This window comes from Pedobacter sp. AK013 (assembly GCF_014205835.1).
In the GTDB taxonomy this organism is placed as follows: domain Bacteria; phylum Bacteroidota; class Bacteroidia; order Sphingobacteriales; family Sphingobacteriaceae; genus Pedobacter.
The window spans coordinates 34,136-50,988 of record NZ_JACHCQ010000041.1 but is presented as its reverse complement, the minus strand read 5'-3'; the positions used below and the strand labels follow the sequence as shown (position 1 = coordinate 50,988).

At 40.5% G+C, this 16,853-nt stretch carries 12 protein-coding genes and 1 pseudogene; 1 reads left to right on the top strand and 12 read right to left on the bottom strand.

Going from position 1 to position 16,853, the window contains the following annotated elements:
• The 8 genes from HDC90_RS21885 to HDC90_RS21850 all read right to left on the bottom strand — a co-directional run.
• The coding region (locus HDC90_RS21885; protein ID WP_221451924.1) for a DUF6443 domain-containing protein at positions 1-896 on the bottom strand (896 nt) is incomplete at its 3' end.
• A gap of 8 nt (positions 897-904) precedes the next feature.
• The gene (locus HDC90_RS21880) at positions 905-4,237 is read right to left on the bottom strand and encodes an RHS repeat domain-containing protein (protein ID WP_184470229.1); all 3,333 of its coding nucleotides are present in this window, start codon (positions 4,235-4,237) and stop codon (positions 905-907) included.
• Positions 4,238-4,507: 270 nt separating this feature from the next.
• A complete protein-coding gene (locus HDC90_RS21875) occupies positions 4,508-5,053 on the bottom strand; it encodes a hypothetical protein (RefSeq protein WP_184470227.1) in 546 nt (181 codons plus the stop codon).
• A gap of 1 nt (position 5,054) precedes the next feature.
• Positions 5,055-6,245, bottom strand: a complete 1,191-nt coding sequence (locus HDC90_RS21870) for a hypothetical protein (protein WP_184470225.1) — start codon at positions 6,243-6,245, stop codon at positions 5,055-5,057.
• Between the two features lie 2 nt (positions 6,246-6,247).
• Positions 6,248-8,191, bottom strand: a complete 1,944-nt coding sequence (locus HDC90_RS21865; RefSeq protein WP_255497803.1) for a type II secretion system protein GspD — start codon at positions 8,189-8,191, stop codon at positions 6,248-6,250.
• A complete protein-coding gene (locus tag HDC90_RS21860) occupies positions 8,192-9,616 on the bottom strand; it encodes a GspE/PulE family protein (protein ID WP_184470224.1) in 1,425 nt (474 codons plus the stop codon). It abuts the gene before it with no gap.
• Positions 9,606-10,133 carry a hypothetical protein gene (locus tag HDC90_RS21855; RefSeq protein ID WP_184470222.1) on the bottom strand — a complete coding sequence of 176 codons (528 nt, stop codon included), beginning with the start codon at positions 10,131-10,133 and terminating at the stop codon, positions 9,606-9,608. The genes HDC90_RS21860 and HDC90_RS21855 overlap by 11 nt, the downstream gene beginning before the upstream one ends.
• Positions 10,133-10,549, bottom strand: a complete 417-nt coding sequence (locus HDC90_RS21850) for a type IV pilin protein (protein ID WP_184470220.1) — start codon at positions 10,547-10,549, stop codon at positions 10,133-10,135. Before HDC90_RS21850 ends, HDC90_RS21855 begins: the two co-directional genes overlap by 1 nt.
• 1,024 nt (positions 10,550-11,573) lie before the next feature.
• On the opposite strand from HDC90_RS21850, the gene HDC90_RS21845 reads away from it, so the two are divergent.
• Positions 11,574-12,212 carry a hypothetical protein gene (locus HDC90_RS21845; protein WP_184470218.1) on the top strand — a complete coding sequence of 213 codons (639 nt, stop codon included), beginning with the start codon at positions 11,574-11,576 and terminating at the stop codon, positions 12,210-12,212.
• Between the two features lie 287 nt (positions 12,213-12,499).
• Here the strand turns inward: HDC90_RS21845 and HDC90_RS21840 are convergent, their stop codons facing one another.
• From HDC90_RS21840 to HDC90_RS21825, 4 genes and pseudogenes are all read right to left on the bottom strand, one after another.
• Positions 12,500-13,414 carry an ankyrin repeat domain-containing protein gene (locus tag HDC90_RS21840; RefSeq protein WP_184470216.1) on the bottom strand — a complete coding sequence of 305 codons (915 nt, stop codon included), beginning with the start codon at positions 13,412-13,414 and terminating at the stop codon, positions 12,500-12,502.
• A gap of 7 nt (positions 13,415-13,421) precedes the next feature.
• A pseudogene (locus HDC90_RS21835) lies at positions 13,422-14,210 on the bottom strand (RHS repeat-associated core domain-containing protein); the annotation flags it as partial.
• A gap of 913 nt (positions 14,211-15,123) precedes the next feature.
• Positions 15,124-15,981: a site-specific integrase gene (locus HDC90_RS21830; RefSeq protein ID WP_184470214.1), complete on the bottom strand. Its 858-nt coding sequence runs from the start codon at positions 15,979-15,981 to the stop codon at positions 15,124-15,126.
• Positions 15,971-16,852 (bottom strand): tyrosine-type recombinase/integrase, encoded by an 882-nt coding sequence (locus HDC90_RS21825; RefSeq protein ID WP_184470212.1) that lies wholly within the window; start codon positions 16,850-16,852, stop codon positions 15,971-15,973. The genes HDC90_RS21830 and HDC90_RS21825 overlap by 11 nt, the downstream gene beginning before the upstream one ends.
• Position 16,853 lies beyond the last annotated feature (1 nt).

Genomic DNA, 16,853 nt, shown 5'->3' with positions numbered 1-16,853 from the left:
ACGTAATAGGTACTCAGGCTTTTGCTATCGGTTTCCCATACCCGTTTCAGCACCACACGCCCTTCAAAATCCTTAAACTCTTCGGTAGTGCCTGCTTTTAAATCCGAAGGTACCCAGTTCTCATCCTTACTAGTGGTTTTATAGAGTTTTCCTGGCAGGTAAACTCCGGCTGTTGCCCCATTGTCGGTACCATTAATCGCCCACAGTTTTACCTCATCCTGGGTATTGGTGCCATAATCGGTTTTAAGGGTATGCCCACTGTTAATTTGCCAATCTGCACCTGGGGCACCCTGCTGCAATACCCGGTTTAGTGGTGAGGCTTCGAAAACCGTTTCGGCAAAGGGATAACCTGTTGCTTTTATCCCTGCTGTTGGGCTGTTGTAAAAAGCCAGCTGATCGGCCAGCGCAGCTGTACGGTAACTGCCTGTGGTGCCGCTTTGTGCCGCATAGGGCTGGTATTTAAATTGCTCCCGGCCAAAGGCATCGTAGGCCACAGGTTGTACAATATCTTTAAAACCCGGGCTGCCCTGTACCTGAACAGTCTGCAAAGGCCTGCCCAGGCCATCGAAATACTGGATGGCCTGGTTTTCTTCACATACATTGCGGCTGTTGCCCAGAGTAGCATCGGTTACCGGCTGTTTAAAAGTACGGGTAAGGATAAAGTTCTGGTTGGTACTGGGCGTCGAAGAGAGCGGCTGGCAGTTCAGATAGCTCAAACCCGTGGTAAAAATCCGCACAGGTCCCATGGTATGGAAACCATCGGTCAGGATTACGCTCGAGGGTGCGCTGATCTCGCTTTCGCCATTATACACAGATACTGTTTTCTGAGCGGAAGAGCGGCCGACAAGCAGCAAGAGCAATGCTGCAGCATAAAAATATTTTAGATGTTGTTTCATAGAGCGCCTTAGTTTTTATAGTGGTAATCGGTTTGTTTTAAAATGTTGCCATTCTGGTCTTTTATTGCCTTTAAACGCTGAAAGGCATCGTATTCGTAGGTAGTAATCATTCCTTTGGCATCGGTCATACTCGTCATGCCCACCAAAGGCTGATAAGTATAAGAGGTAACCTGGGCATCTACAGGATAAATCCTTATATCATCATAAACTGTACCCAAGGTTAGCGCCAAACTATTTGTTACATAAGGTTGTTCTCGAAATTTCCAGACACCATCCAAATACCAATAGCTAATAATATAATTTCTGTTGTTGGGCTTTGTCCAACTTACGGTATAAGCACCATTGCTTGCTTTATTTCCGGTATGCGCATTACCGGCTACACCTGTTTCTTCAAAACCTTCATAATAAAATTCATTTTCTAACGCATTTATAGCAGCAGCCAGCACCAAAGTACCCTTATAGCCCCATTTAAACCCCTGTGTCTTGTTCTGATCGTTAACAACAGAAATAATATTATTATTGGCATCATAATTATAGGCAAGCCTTTGCTCGTATGCAGTCGGAATGCTGCTTCCATTATACGATGGGAAAGATGCAGAATCAACTGGCTGAGCAAGTGTTAAGTCATAATAATATTCAGGGAAAATACCAGCCTGATTTTTGTACGTAGTTAATTCTCCATCAATTAGTTTCACCGTACTTCCGTTTTTAACGAAAATCTTTTTTTCTACCACAGGATTTGAATAGTAACTGAACGATGAATTAATATCTTTCGGATAACGTAAGGATACCAAAGTTTGTTGCCCACTGCTTTTACTAGACAATTGCCTGGTTAACTGAATATGTGCCGGATTATCGTAAAAATATTGGTAGCTCGTGGTAATGGTCTTTGTGGTATCTGCCTGATCGTATAAGACTTCTATTTTACTCATAGGGAAACTCCACGACGAGTAGAGATTAAAATAATTTACCTTAAACTCCGGCCCCCTGGGTGAAGGGCCCGTTGCAGGAAAACTTGGCGGAATAGCCGGCTTATATAATGCAACTTTCGCCCCTCTAACGGCATATTCGTGCGGATAGCCAGAATTTGGGCCAAATGTTGTTTTATAGGTATTTACAGTCCTTTTAACAGGAAAATATTTACCTTGTTGTTCGTTCCAGGCAAATTCTTTTGTTTCCAATGGTAATCCATCGATCCAATCGTTGCTAATTACAGCGCCAAATGGAAATTCCCAGCTTCCGGAAATATCTCCAGCATAAGAAAACTTGTTAAGTGTATAACCCTTATGCTGATCTTCTACATAAACACCTACTTGTCCATAAGCAACCGTACCTCCCTGTACACGGCCAATTGGACTTAAGCTGGAAGTTGACTGTGCGTAAAATAAACAATCAGAGTTAACCTGTGAATCGCCATTAAGCGTTTCCAGAGTATGAATGTAATCATATTTAGGAGTCACCCCACTGACACCAGTCGTTATTCCAGAACCATCAGATCGATCATAATTGTAGAATGTTTTCTTACTTACCCCAATTAACGGATTATCAGTTATCTTCTTAATCCTCAATCCTCCGACAATTTTATTAATTTCTACTGCTGGCTGAGCCTGGTATTCAGACCAAAAAACTTCAATAAATCCTTCCGTAGTTAAACCCACATAAGGTATTTCAAGAAAGTAATTTCCGGAGCTTAGCGCCGCTAAAACATTACCTTGTGGAGCAGATTGGCCAGAAAAGCTATAAACCAATTGATGGTTTGCATTGCGTATTTGTACCGGACAGTTATCGCAGACTAATCCGGTTTCAGGATCTCCGCCATAAGGACTTTTGTACTTAACAGTGAAGTTCATTGGCGAAGCGCCAATAGTAAATGGAACAACCATTGTAGAATCAATCGATTCGTAAGCGCCGGCACTACGTTGAACATAACCTGAGGATGCTGCAGTAGATGAAGCAACAGAATTAGATTCGTACTCAAACTCCGAACTGCCACCTGTTGGGTAGGTTATTTTTGTAAGTATTCCATTCTGTGCAACCAGAGCTGATGGTTCTCTGTTTGCTCCTGAGGGGAAACCGATAAAAGTATCGGCAGGTAGCAGGGTCGAATTTTCCGCATTATTAAAAAAGCCCCAGTGGTCTTGAGATTTACTTAAGCGTACCGGTAATTGGCTTTCATTATACTGAAAATAGTAAGGATTTTCACCTGCTTTTTGCACACTTTCCAATCGCAAACGATAAGCATCCGGATCTATTGAACCTGTTATCGATATATAATAGCTATAGGTAAAGGTATAACTTGCCAGTACAACATTTGTATTGATGTTTTTTATAACAATAGATGTAAGTGCAGCAGAGCCGGGCAGATCTGTCCTGCTTTGTGCATAATAAAAATTGATTTCTACACCGTTGGTTGCAGTTATTTTCTTTATCCTAGAAGCAGCAACCTGGCTGGTACTTTCTGTTAAGGTATTATTTGGCATAACACCTGCACAACCAAACTGGTTGGGGTACCTGCTGTACCTGGTTTCTGATGCCTGATTTTTGAAACTATAATTATAAGTCTCATAGGTATAATTTACCTCTTCCTGAAAAGGGGTAGTTATCTTTCCGGGATACATTGCATTACTTTGATGGCTTGGAGGAGAACCATCTGCAGAAAGTCCTCCATAATACTGATAGTTTGTGGTGGTTAGATCTGATCCTATAAACTGAAATATATTATCATTTTCATCTGTTATCTCTATACCGTCTAAAATTCTTACATTTTGATAAGGCATGGTATGGATTGTTCCATCCTGTTCATAAAAATATTTGAACGATTTGCCATTGATATTGGCGTAATATAAATCGGGCTGCGTATCATAATGATCAGCAGCTACTTCGTTCATAAAATCATATTTTGGATCGGTAAGGTAGGTATCAAAAGCACCCCACTGGGTTTGTAAACTCCCTGTTTGTGGCAATCGATAAATACTGGGCACATTTAACCAGCCATTTGCCTCCTTATCCGGAATTCCGTTTACATTGGCCGTAATAGATCCTCCAAAATTTAAAGACCATCCCAATCCTACATTACTCGCAATTTCATCTACTTTAATACCTCCTGCATAATAACTTAACGAAACAGGTAATTTTATTCCCTTCAAATCAATAGTATATATTGGAATACTAATATTCGGCACTCCGGTATAAAGCGACACCGGGGTTTCGCCATATCTGGCAAAATGACTGGCTTCGGCTGATGAGGGGACAACATTTAATTTCGGAATGGTTGTAGATGTTGAGGTTTGGGCATAAGCGGCCACACCACATAGCGCAAATAAGAGCGTAAGAATTTTCATATGTAAGAGCTATACTATACTTTTTGCAGTCTGAGCTTTGCAAAAACAGTTAATTATTTTGTGCAATATGTATAAAAAAACCTAACAAAAAAAAAGTCTAAGCGGTTTTTTAATGTTATTAACCAGTAAAATATATCAGAAAAAGAAAACTATTTGAAATACTTAATTTCCCTTAGAGCTTCTAGGTCTCACACAATACAGGGCAACCAGATCAACGCAATAAACGCTCAGAGTTATTAAATCAATTTGATAAATTTAAATCTACTACAATCAATTTTCTATTCCAACTAGCTGCAGTTCGAGTGTGAGTTTATCTGTTTTTTCTTCATTGCCATTTGCCTTTTTCTTCATCAGTTTGGCGCCAGAGATCCTGCCTATACCCTGGCTTTTCTCCAAGGTATCGAGTAACTTAACCATATCGAAGTATTTGCCTTTAAAAATGAATTTCTGTATCACTATACCCCTTGCAATTTCGCTGGTATCTTTTTCTGCAGTGGTGATGTTGGGACTAAAATTGATTTCTACATTTTTAGCAATGGCCATGGCCGATACCGATTGCCATAAGTGGTTTTCACGATCTTCTTGCCTTACCCTATAACCTTTTAATACCGATTGGTAAAAGGCGTGTTTGCGCTCCAGTTGAGGGAAAGCGGCATCAGGTTCCTGTCCCAGCTGCTGTGCTGCCTTAAGCTGGCGGTTTAGTGCAATTGCCGAGATGGCCTTCTCGAAAGAAAAAACATAGGCAAGGTAAACTACAACGATCATTAGCAAAACCATGATCACCTTTTTGTTCTTAAGGGTTAGTTTTTCCAGCATATCAGTATCGGATCAATAGGTTAAAGGCAAAACTTTCTGATTCGGTATCCTGCTGGTAGCGCAAGAGCTTAACTTCTTTTGCCCATTTTTTTTCTTTAAGCAAAAATATCCAGTTGTTTACGGCTGTCAGGTTAGCGGTTTCGCCAGCTATCTTTACCGATGCAAGCACATCTTTTGCGCCATTGGCTTCTTCTTTTACCTGATCAAATATGACCTCGTTTAAAGTAAGTGCCCTTGGTTTGCTGCTACCGATTTCGTTGAGCAAAAAAGCATAGCTGTAACCACCGTTCCAACCGAGTTTTTCCAATAATACTTTTTGATTGGTGATTTCCTTTTTCAAAAGGTCGCTTTGATCTGCAGTTGCCGTAAGTGCTCCTACCTGCTGGTTCAGTTTTGCATTTTCAGCATTGTAGTGCGTAAGTGCAAAAAAACTGATCAGTAAAAGCCCTAATAAGACAAATACAAAAATTCCAGCTGTTTTTTTAAGTTTTGATTGTTCAAGAAAATCTTTAAAACGATGATCAACCTGTTCGTTTTCCACTTTAATTGCAGAGAGTTTGTCATACAGAAAGAGCTGAAAAGCCAATGCATACGGCACCAAAAGCGTAGATTTAAGTTTGGTATTACCGAGTTTCAGGCTCCCTTTATCTTCTGTTCCTTCCTGGTAGCGATATTCCGTTATGCTCCCTTCTGCAGAAACCTCAAACTGATGTCCGTTAACCGAAAAACCTTCCCCGGCGCCGCTCAATAATTCCCAAATCGAAATAACCGGTAATGCACCAAGGCTCAGCATATAAACATTTAATCCTGATGATTGCAGTTTACCAACAATATCATTAACAAATGTTCGCCTAACCATACTTACCCAGGCTCGGTCATTAGATAGCGTTTCCTGCACATAAAAATCTTTTTGTTCAACTGACGGAAAAGCCGCTCTAAATAAGTCTTTGTTCTCTGTCCCAATACCCTTGAGCAGTTTGTGTATAATGCCTTTTCCGTTAATGGATAGGGCCACCGGGTATTTTCGGGGAATACGTTCCAGCACTTTAACCAAATTACCTTCTATTGTATGGTAATCTGCCGCATCTATATTATCGCCTTTGCGTGTAACTACTGCATAGCCACAGCGGTATGTTTCATTCTGCAATAGCGTGAGCTCTATGCCCAAAATATGTTCAAAGGTTTCGAACATGCCTAATATAAGATTGTAGGTTTAATAAAAACCAGTGTTACCACCTTATTGTTCGATTTTTCCCTGCTGCTGAAAAGCCATTTCAATATCGGGATCCGTGATAAAATAGGCACACCTGAACCACTCTCGCTGCTTTCGGTACGTTCTAAACCACCCAACACAATCATATCTTCGTTTTTGGCCCTGATAATAGAACTGAACTTACTGGTTGATTTGGGTGGAGGTGCATTTAAAGGCGGATTACCGATAAAATCAGATATGTTTACCTTAATGTTCAGGGTAACCTGGTCATCGCCCGAAACCACCGGCTTGATATCGATTTCAAGATTTGCATTCACCTCTGTAAATTGCTCGGTTACCACCGTTTGTGCGTTTAATGAAGGAATTACGTTTTGGGTTTTCTGACTATAAAACCGCGAGCTACCGATACTTAAATTAGCCGAGTGGCCATTTAGGGTTGATAATTTCGGTACCGAGCGGATATCAACATTGTTATTGTTCTCTAAGGCACTGAGCTTAACGTAAAAATTAGGCGTTACCCTACCGAGGTTTACCGAGCCATTTCTGCCCAGTTTAGCCAGAAAATTGTTAATGGAATTGGCCCCAAAAGTATAATCTATACCGGGCAATATGGTTCCGCCTGTTTTTACACTATCAGAAACGCCAGCAGAAATACCGGTTTTAACACTTTTACCTTTACGTACATCTACCAATGTTACTTCTATCAGTACCATGGGCACTACCCGGTCTATCTGTTTAATATAATTTTCAATTTCATTTACCTGTGGTGAAGCCCCTGAAAGCAATATTGTATTCTGTTCCCTGAATTCTTTAATCTCCACCCCTTTTTTCCATTCGGCGGGGATCATCATCTGGATGGTATCCAGCGAACGGTGCTGCAATTGTACAATCCGGTTGGCCCGTAATCCTTCCAGCTTCCGGTCTCCGATCAAATACACCCCGCCATCTTTTTTAAAGGTATATTCTGTTCCCTGTAATAAAGCAGTAAGAAAAGTATCGTAACCGATACCATTTAGTTTGGTGCTTACCGTTCCTTTAATATCTGAATAGATAAAATAATTGGCTCCTACCTCATTCGAAGCCGATTTGATCAGGTCTAATATTGGTGTATTTAGCGCATCTACGCTTATGGTGCGATTACCCTGGTTATCTTTCCGGCCACTTAAATTAAAGCTTGATGCGCCTTGCCCCGCTGCACTTTTATTGCTTCTTTTTACTGCCGTGGCCTGATCGCCGTTTACATAAAGTTCTTCTCCTTCGCCTAAAGCCTGAAAAATGAATACCCCGTCGTTGGTTTTGTTCATTTTAAGTTCATTGGCATAAGCCAGTTTTTCTAAGGCTACCTCAAAGGGAGCCGCAGCAATAAAACCGCTTACTTTTTTACTCATTAAGGCTACAGGAACCACCACATTTTTTTGCGAAAGCTGGCTGATTTTCTTGGCTACCTGACTTAAGGTATCGTTATTGAGTTCGAAACCCAGGTATTCGTTTGATGCGTTGTAATTTACACGAAAATCTTTAGGCACTACCACAGGTTTGGGTGTTTGCACCTTGGTTACCGACATGATAGAGCCAATGAGGTTAACATCCAGGTCGTATTCTTTGGCAATGAACAGTATTACGTTCATGGCCGTTTCGTTACGGAAGTTGGTATAAACCTTAAAATTCAGTTGCGGATCGATATTGATGTTCAGGTTATTGGCCTGTGCCAGGGCCCTTAAAAATTCTTGTGCAGAAGCTCCCGACATTGACAGTTGAACAGGTTGGTTTAATCCCGGTACGGTTACCGAAAGGTTTCTGAGGCGTTCTTCAATGGCCTTTAGCCGTTCCTGACTATTAACCTGAGCTGAGGTGGTTAAAACAGATAGATTTAAGGCGATAAAGGCCAAACCCATCAACATTTTTAGTAGCGTTCTATTCTTCATTTAGATAGCGAGTAACAAGGGGTAAATTTCTTCAATGGAGGTTAATCCATCGGCAAATAAAGCAAAAGCGTTTTTAGATAGTGTACTTATTTTTTTCTCTTCGAGAACAGGCTCAATAGCCATATTCCCTTTCCTGATTTCCTGTGAGAGTTCTGCATCGATCGGGATCACTTCGTAAACAGCTTTACGCCCGCTGTAACCCGTATAATAACATTGTGCACAACCGGTAGCCACAAAATGGCTGCTTACAGCTTTAGGTGGATTAAACTGCCGCGGGTACCGCCCAGGCTCAAGCGGTTCTTCTTTTTTACATTTTGGGCAAAGCAATCTTACCAGGCGCTGGGCTACAGTAGTATTCAGCGTATTGGCTACCAAAAAGCCAGGTATGCCCATATCCATTAAGCGCGATACGGTGCCCCAGGCCGAATTGGTGTGAATGGTAGACAATACCAGGTGGCCCGTAAGTGCGGCCCTGATCGCCATATTGGCCGTTTCGGGATCGCGAATCTCCCCCACCATAATCACATCAGGATCCTGCCTTAGAAAAGTACGCAAGGTAGCGGCAAAACCTAATCCGATATTTTCTCTTAATTGTACCTGATTCACCCCTTCGAGGGTATACTCAATCGGGTCTTCGATGGTGAGGATATTGCGGGTACTTTTATTTAAAAGTTTTAGTGTAGCATATAACGTGGTGGTTTTACCCGATCCGGTTGGTCCGCTGATCAAAATAATACCATTGGGCCGCTGTACGCCTTCCATATAGTGTTGCATATCCTGTTCAGATAGGCCCAGGGTATTCAGATCGATATCGGTACTGCTGTTGTTTAATAACCTGAGTACAATTTTTTCGCCATAAAGGGTTGGCAATACTGATACCCTAATATCGAAAGCAGCAAAACGTGCAGAGGTAAACTGGATCCTGCCATCCTGCGGCAAACGCTTTTCGGCAATATCCAGGTTGGCCATGATCTTGATTTTATTGATCAGTGCAGGATAATCTTTCTTTTCGATCTGGTAACGTTCAATCATCATCCCGTCTATCCTTACCCTTACGCGGGCGCGTTTTTCGAAGGTTTCGATATGGATATCGCTGCTTTTTAAACGCCTCGCTTCTTCAATCAATACATTTAAAAAATCATCGTTGGCTGATATAACCGAAACTTCTTTATCCTCACTTTCTGCCGATACATCGCCCAGGTAATATTTGGAAAGCAACCGGCTGATTTCCTGCTGATCGAGCGGTAATAAGGAGACATTACAGCCCAGCATGACCTGCAATTCATCGGCAAGTTGATCCCGATTGCCAAGTCCATCCCAATATAATACCAAATTGCCGTTTGAACTGCGTTCTTTCGGGAATACACGGTACTCCATCGCAAACGCTTTGGATATCAATCCCAGTATTTCAGCTTTAACTTCCATAACCGAGCAAATTTAGAAGGTGATCATCGGCAAGCAGATTGATATGTGGTGTAAACCAATCGGCAGCCATCAGTATCATAAACAGCAAAGCCTGGTAACCTGCCAATGGTATTTTTTTTCCATGTGTTTTATCCTGATGACCAAAAATCGCTGTAAATAAAATGATCAGCATGAGGCTTAACAGGTAAAAAAGCACATAATTTAGAAAGGAAAAACCAAAACACAGTACTACCAGGAATAACAAATCTCCCAAACCGAAAAACCCATCGAATATGTTGGTCAGTTTTTTCTGTTTGACAGAAGTATAGCCCGTTAATACTGCAAATTGCAAAGCTAAAAACATTCCGTTCTTAACTGCCAGCGAAATTGTGAATGTGAAACCCAATACTTTTACTGTAGCGGCTGCCATGAGCAGTAAAAGTACCGGAAACATCCACCAATAAATGCCCCGATATTTAAAATCCTGGTAAACCATGCCTGCTAACACCATAAAAATCCCCCCCTGCAACAAAAACATTAATCGGCAACTATCTCTTTTAAGTTTTTATCCTGGTCTATCTGCCAAACATTATATGTACCATCACCATCAAAATCGGCAACGGCCGTAGCTTTTGCCGTAAAGGTATTATTGGTGGCAGCCGTAATTTCAATTTTATAATTGGCTTTGCCATCCTTCGCATCAGAAGTTAACTTCTCCTGAATAAAGCCTATTTCTGATAAATCTGCAGAATATTTGGAGTGTTCGTAAAAATAACTCTGTTCTAACTTAGCCACATGCTCCAGTTGCATTTTGGCCTCTGTTGTTTTTGCCTTCGTAATCAAAGGCATCAGGTTAGGTAGTGCCAGTAGGATCAATATCCCAATAATGGCCAGAACAATCAGAATCTCGGTAAGGGTGTAAGCGTTAAGTTTTTTTGAAGTATTAATTTTCATTTTGCGTTAATTTCTATGGCCCGGTCCATCTTAATAAGACGAGCATGTAAATTGCAAAGAAATAAATAATTTTCCCAATATTTTTGACGAACAATGTAAATTGAGTGATATTATTGAGTTTTGGAGTAAAAAATTGGTTCGTAGTTTCCTTATGCTTAATCTTCGTGTTATATTGATGTATCAATGCGTGTGCTTAGAAGCTTTATCATAAGTAAGATTGTCATCCTTGAGGGATAATTTATTTCATAAAAATTACTATAAATGACATACTGATTTCTTATGCCATACCGCTCTGTCTTGCCTCGGCTCACCGCCGCCGAAGGGCTCTTACTTTTTGGCATCAAAAAGTAACAAAAAATGCCGGCTGAAAATTTATTCATTTGTTTTTGTAGCTTTCAGTTGTATTCATGAGGGCTTCGCCGTTTTCTTTTGAAGGCAGTAGTATGGCTGGAACAGTGCAGTCCGAAAAATTTATTAGGCCGATTTTAAGTAGAACGGTGATACAGTGCTATGGCCTAGCTGTACGGAAATGCATAACACCACAATCTCCTCATTAACTGGCAATTATAAAATAAAGTCAATGGTAGCTTGTCGAAAAGCCATGTTTTAAATGCGTTTCGACAGGCTCAACGTGACAGACTGTAATAAATATTTTATTGTCAGTCCTTTACTCGCGTTCAACATTAATGAATCCGTAGTCTCTTTACGCTCAACCTAGCGCTCAAGACTACGGACAGATAGGGTTTGTCTTCTGCTCATGATCTAAATTACGCTGATTAGTACCATGCAGCAATCAAAACGCCTTAATTTTAATCAAGATTTTTCTTTGTGATTTGAGCTTTTATTTCTAAATTGCCTTTGCGAAATAATAATAAACAGAATTTTCAACTTAGACAGAGGACAATTAAATAAGCAAATCAATTTTAACAATATTCCTGGGTGAGCGGTTTGGCACCGTATCTAAATTTTCTCTGAAAAGAGTTTATTGTTGTTTCGCAGCACCCAGGATCTTTTTAACAATGTTATGCGAAACAACAATTGTAAAAACCAAAACACACAGCTCCCTGTTCAGGTTGCAGCTGAAGCCAATTACACGAATGTATTACCTGCCATTTGCGCGGTTAAGGCCACCTTGCATCATATTGATGGAACTGTTTCCGAAATCATGATGACTATGCCACGCTACACCGGTTGGGCAGAATTTTTAGAGGATGGGCAAAACGCGATCAGGGAATACGTGTATCAGCTTACCCGGCACTGGATACAGGTTAGTCATTTCTTTATCGAAACCGGAACCATTACACCCAACGGGACAATAGCCTCTTGTTTTTTGCCCCGCCGGTTCGATATTCCTTTTGGCAAATTTTATAAACCGATGGTGCCTGGCGCCTGGGTATCAGCCAATCAGCGTCCACACCATCCAAAGTGTCACAAAAAAGGATCGGGCAAAAGTTTATCCGAATTGATGACTATAGCAAGCAACAGACATGATATTGTTTATCATCCTATAGAACCCAATATTATTCTTTGTGGCGTTCCTGAAGAAAGCAAATCGGCCTATTTCGAAAAGGGTGATATTCCTATTGAGCATTTTGAAAAGAATGGCATCGAATACATGGTGATTTACAGTTATAGTGTTGATGGGAAAGGGATTTTTGAGTAATAAAGGGGTAAACTAATTTAAGCCCTTGCGGATTGGTTATGGCAAACTTTTCAATACTTTTAATTGGGAATTAAGAACTGGTAGAAAAAGCAAAGCGCCGCAGTTGAAATTGCCGCGCTTTGCTTTGTTAGTTAAATTTTGGGCTTAGCAATGCGCTAAGACCTGCTAGTAGAACTACAAATTTCTAATAACATACATATCCGTTTCAAGTTTAAAATAGACTTAATTAGTCTGTGATCTTCTAATGCTCAATCTAGCGCTCAAGACTACAGACAGATGTGGAGTTCTTAATATTTATCCAGATATTGTCTCCAATTGTTTGGATATTTCTCTTGAGCTTTGCTTTTGATAAAATTAGGTATTGGTGCATTCCTGTAATCTATTCCATTTTTTTTTAAATATGCTACGACCTGCATTTTGTATTTATATTCATTTGTTTCAAAATCAGAAAAATTCTCTCTTAAAAGATCTACTAAATACATTGCTTTTCCTCTATTTGCAGCATTTTTTGAGTCTGAAGGAATAGTATAATCAGGTCTGTAGAAAATAGGTGTTTTAAAATCGGCTCCATTTTGTAATAAATAAATAACCACATCATACCTACCAATCATAACAGACTCACTAAGAGCAGATTGATCAAACTCGTTTCTATAGTTTATATTTGCGTCTTTGTCAATAAGTAATCTAATTAGATCCAGGTTTCCTGTTTTTGAAGCCGCTATTAATGGTGTCAATCTAGTACTATTTCCCTCACGCCTTTTACCACATTCTATATCATTTACATCTGCACCTTGACGTAAAAGTAACCTTACAAAATTAATATTGTACTGTTTAGACGAACAAGCTTCAATCAATGCAGAAGTTCCATTGTAAGTATTATGTATAGTTACATCTGCCTTATTATCAAGTAAAACCTTAAATTGCTCAAACTGTTGATTAATTATAGTGAGCATTAAAAGTGTATTACCATATTGAGGTTCCTGAGCATTAATTACCTGCGGTGATTTTGATACGATTTCAATTATCTTTTTTTCATCTCCATCTTGTACTGCTATCGCAAGCATCCAAGCAGGTGTGTTTTGAAAAAGGCGATAATCATCCTCAGTTAATTTAGATCTATCTACAGATTTATCCCTATTGACGTTAGTACAAGAATGAAACATAACCAATAGAATTATCGATATTATTATTAATCTGTTCATAGTTTATTTATTTCACATCAAAATTCTTCAATACATTATCCATACTGTGACCATTGTAGACAGACGGCAAATCTTGAGGCATTAGATAATGCTTCTTACCATTTACATCTGGAAGTATAGGACTATTATTTTGAATAGTATTTAAAGGATCTGTTCTCAAAATATATGCGTCAATATTCTTTTCTGATTTAAACGGTGTTTTCCAATTTCCTTCCACAAACTTTGTAATATCTCCAACTCCGGCTGCATTAAATGTAATTGCCTTTCTATCTGTAATTAAAGCATTTAAAGCTGCTTCCCCTCCTCCCAAAGAATGCCCTGTAAAAGTCAATTCCATGTTACCTAGAGCACTTGAAAGTTTTTTAGCATTATCAGCTGCACTTTCATACTGTTTTGATAGACCTAATGGCTGTTTTACATCAGCACCAGCATCTTTCCAACTTGCTTCTGTTCCAGCGGTTGCATAGGAGTATTCGGTTACTTTACCTTTTACAACTCTCTCATAAACTTGAGACTTCAGACCATTATTATCTGTAAGCGAAATACCAAAATCTCTTTTTGAAACACGCCATCCACCTTTGAGTATATTATCTTTTTTATCTCCATAAACATGTGCAGCCATTCTAGCAGCTTCAGCCGGAGTCGGAATCATCCCATCTGGATCGACAAATCTAATCGGATTATTGAATCCATAATTATATGGAGAATGTCTCCGCATCTTCTCCGCCAGCGGGTCAATTACATTCCACCTCCCTATCACCGGGTCATAGAACCTTGCGCCGTAATCGTACTGCCTACCACAACTTTTTGGCCGTTTTCCGATTTTCCCTACCGCATTTTTAAACTGTTATAAAGAACGTTCCTTATGCGTAAAGTTAGTTTTTTGTTCCGTTTTTACAAGCCTGTTGTCAGTGCATTTTTTTTTGTTCCCTCCGGGATTTTTAGGTTTTTTTAGGCATTGAGTGCTCTGAAGTATGAACAAAAAAAGAAAAGCCAGAACCTTAGCCCTGACTTCCTTTTCAACGTTATACTTCGTCGCACACTGGTGTATTTCCTCGCAGGTTGCTCCTCAGCAGAGCCTGTGTCCGCTTTCGCCAGTAACATAAAGATAATGGCTTTTATTTTTTCCATCGGTTCTTTTTTTCAACATTCCCGGGCGACATCTCTTCCCTCAAAGGGATGGAAAGAGCTTTGGTTTTGTGTACTGGCTGGTGCGGCTCTTTCTATCCCTGAGAGGTTGGGCGGGTGCAATGTCCCTGATGAGAACTTCTACCGTTGTTCCCCCGACCAGTCTTCCACTGAACCATTTACCATTTATCAATCTTTGCCTTGCTGCCGCAGGCTTCGCCGCTGACTGACCGGAGGGAGACGGCGGTGCGGTGGCCAGGCGTCGGGAAGAGCGGCTATTTAACATAACACCCATTATAACGACGGCTTTGGTTTGTGTGCCGGAATCGTGGGGCTGTTTTATAATGCGTGTTATGTTATTTTGCTTTGGGGCGGTTTTTAGGCGGACTTTTTGTTGGAGGGGGCGGCAGCTTATATGCCTGTAAGGTAGGGGAACTCGTACTGTAAGGTATATGTGCTGCCATGCTGGGGTACAAAAAGTCCGCCTAAAAACCGCCAGAAGGGCCGGCCGGGCTAAGGGCAAAAAAGACAGGGGGAAGCGAGGCACGAGCAGGCTGGATTTTTTGCCCGGGGTCTGTGTGCTATTTCAATGGATGGTGTTTGTTCAGGGCTTCTTTCAAGTCTTCGAGATTATTGGTCTGGTAAAGTTCGGTACTGCTCACATAACGATGCCCGGCCATATACTGAACCGTTCTTAAGTTATTTTCTTTCAGCCATTCAGTGATTACACTTTGCCTTATCTGCATCGCATTCTTTAACTTTGGATTGATTTTTCTTAAGGCGTGGTTCAGATGGAGCAGACTGTTTTTCAGGCTTTCCATATCGTTTCTACCAGTAAAAAGTCTCTCAGTTTTGCTTTGTAATTTTGGTCGGACAATCAATAGATACTCCTGAAGGTCTAAGATTTGGTGTGGCTGTAAACTTAGATTTCTGCTATTGTTCTTATTGGTTTGGGGAATGTGGATTTTACCCTCCCTTAGTTTCAAATGCTCCGGACGTAACATTTCCAGTTCGCTCCTGGTCAATGCCTGGTAAACCAGCAAACCCAATATAACCTTGTTCCGATGGGTTCGCTCGTCCTTGATTTCATACTTTTCATAAAGTTCCTCCAGTTCTGTCTTTTCCAAAAGGTCGTGTGGAATATTCCGTATTGAGCCTTTCAGCTTAACATTTGATATTGGAAGACTTGTTATTTTATTTTCTTTTTTAATGTAGGAAAAGTAATATTCGATTGATTTCAAACACCTGTTTATCTGATTGATACTCTTTTCTTCCTTTTTGAGCGAATCTGCAAAGTCCAGTATTTCGCTGTAGCCAACATTGTTCAGAAAGATGCCCATATCAGTAAGCCAGCACAAAAAGTAACGGATATACGCCTGGTGCTGATTGACAGTATCGGACTTAAAGCCCTGTTCTTTTAAGTATTCGTCAAAGCTCATTGGCAACGTGTGTATAGATTTGGGTACTTTCCAGTGAACTATGCCCCAGGAACCTTTGAATATGCTCCAGTTTCATTCCAGAAGCTAAAAGATGCGTAGCGATGCTATGGCGCAGGGTATGTGAACCGATGGGCTTGTTTATTTTCGCCTCTGATTTTAACTTTTGTATTCGCTCGAATACCGTTTTCAGCCTTTTACCGTTGATATTGAGTAGCAGGGCCTGCTCTTTTTTATGGATTAGATGTGGTCTTGAATAGTTCAGGTAGTTTTCAATGTCTTCTTTGTTTCTGCCTGTTAATGGTACCATTCGTTCTTTGTAGCCTTTGCCTTTTCTCACATAGACCAGTTCTTTTTCCAGCAATACATCTTCAACATTCATCGCCAAGCCTTCGTTTTTCCTTAGGCCACAACCGTAATAAAGTGCCAGCATTGCCCTGTCCCTAAAGCCCAGCTTATCTTCCTTGGTCGCTTCATAGAGTTTGGCTATTTCCTTTTGGGTCAGTATGCTTTTGATGTTGCTCGTTTTTCCTTTCAGCTTGATATTTACTTCAAAGCTTTCCTGGTTGCTCTCCGCAAGGTATCTGCTGAACTTTTTGACCACCTGCAGATGTTTACGGATATAGTTCTGGCTTAATGCTCCTGGCCGGGTTCTGCTCGGACGTTCAGATAAATGGTTTAGGTAGTCCTGAATGTGGCTTTCAGTTATTTCGCTGATTTGGTTACATTTTTTTTCAATTAGATATTGCAGGAACTCGTTCAGCATCTTGGGCATATCCCTTTGACTGCTCTGCTCAAAGTTCAATATCCGAAGCCACTCGCTGAAACCAACTTGTAGACGGCTGTAAAGCGGATTTGTGAGTTTTATTTTCATC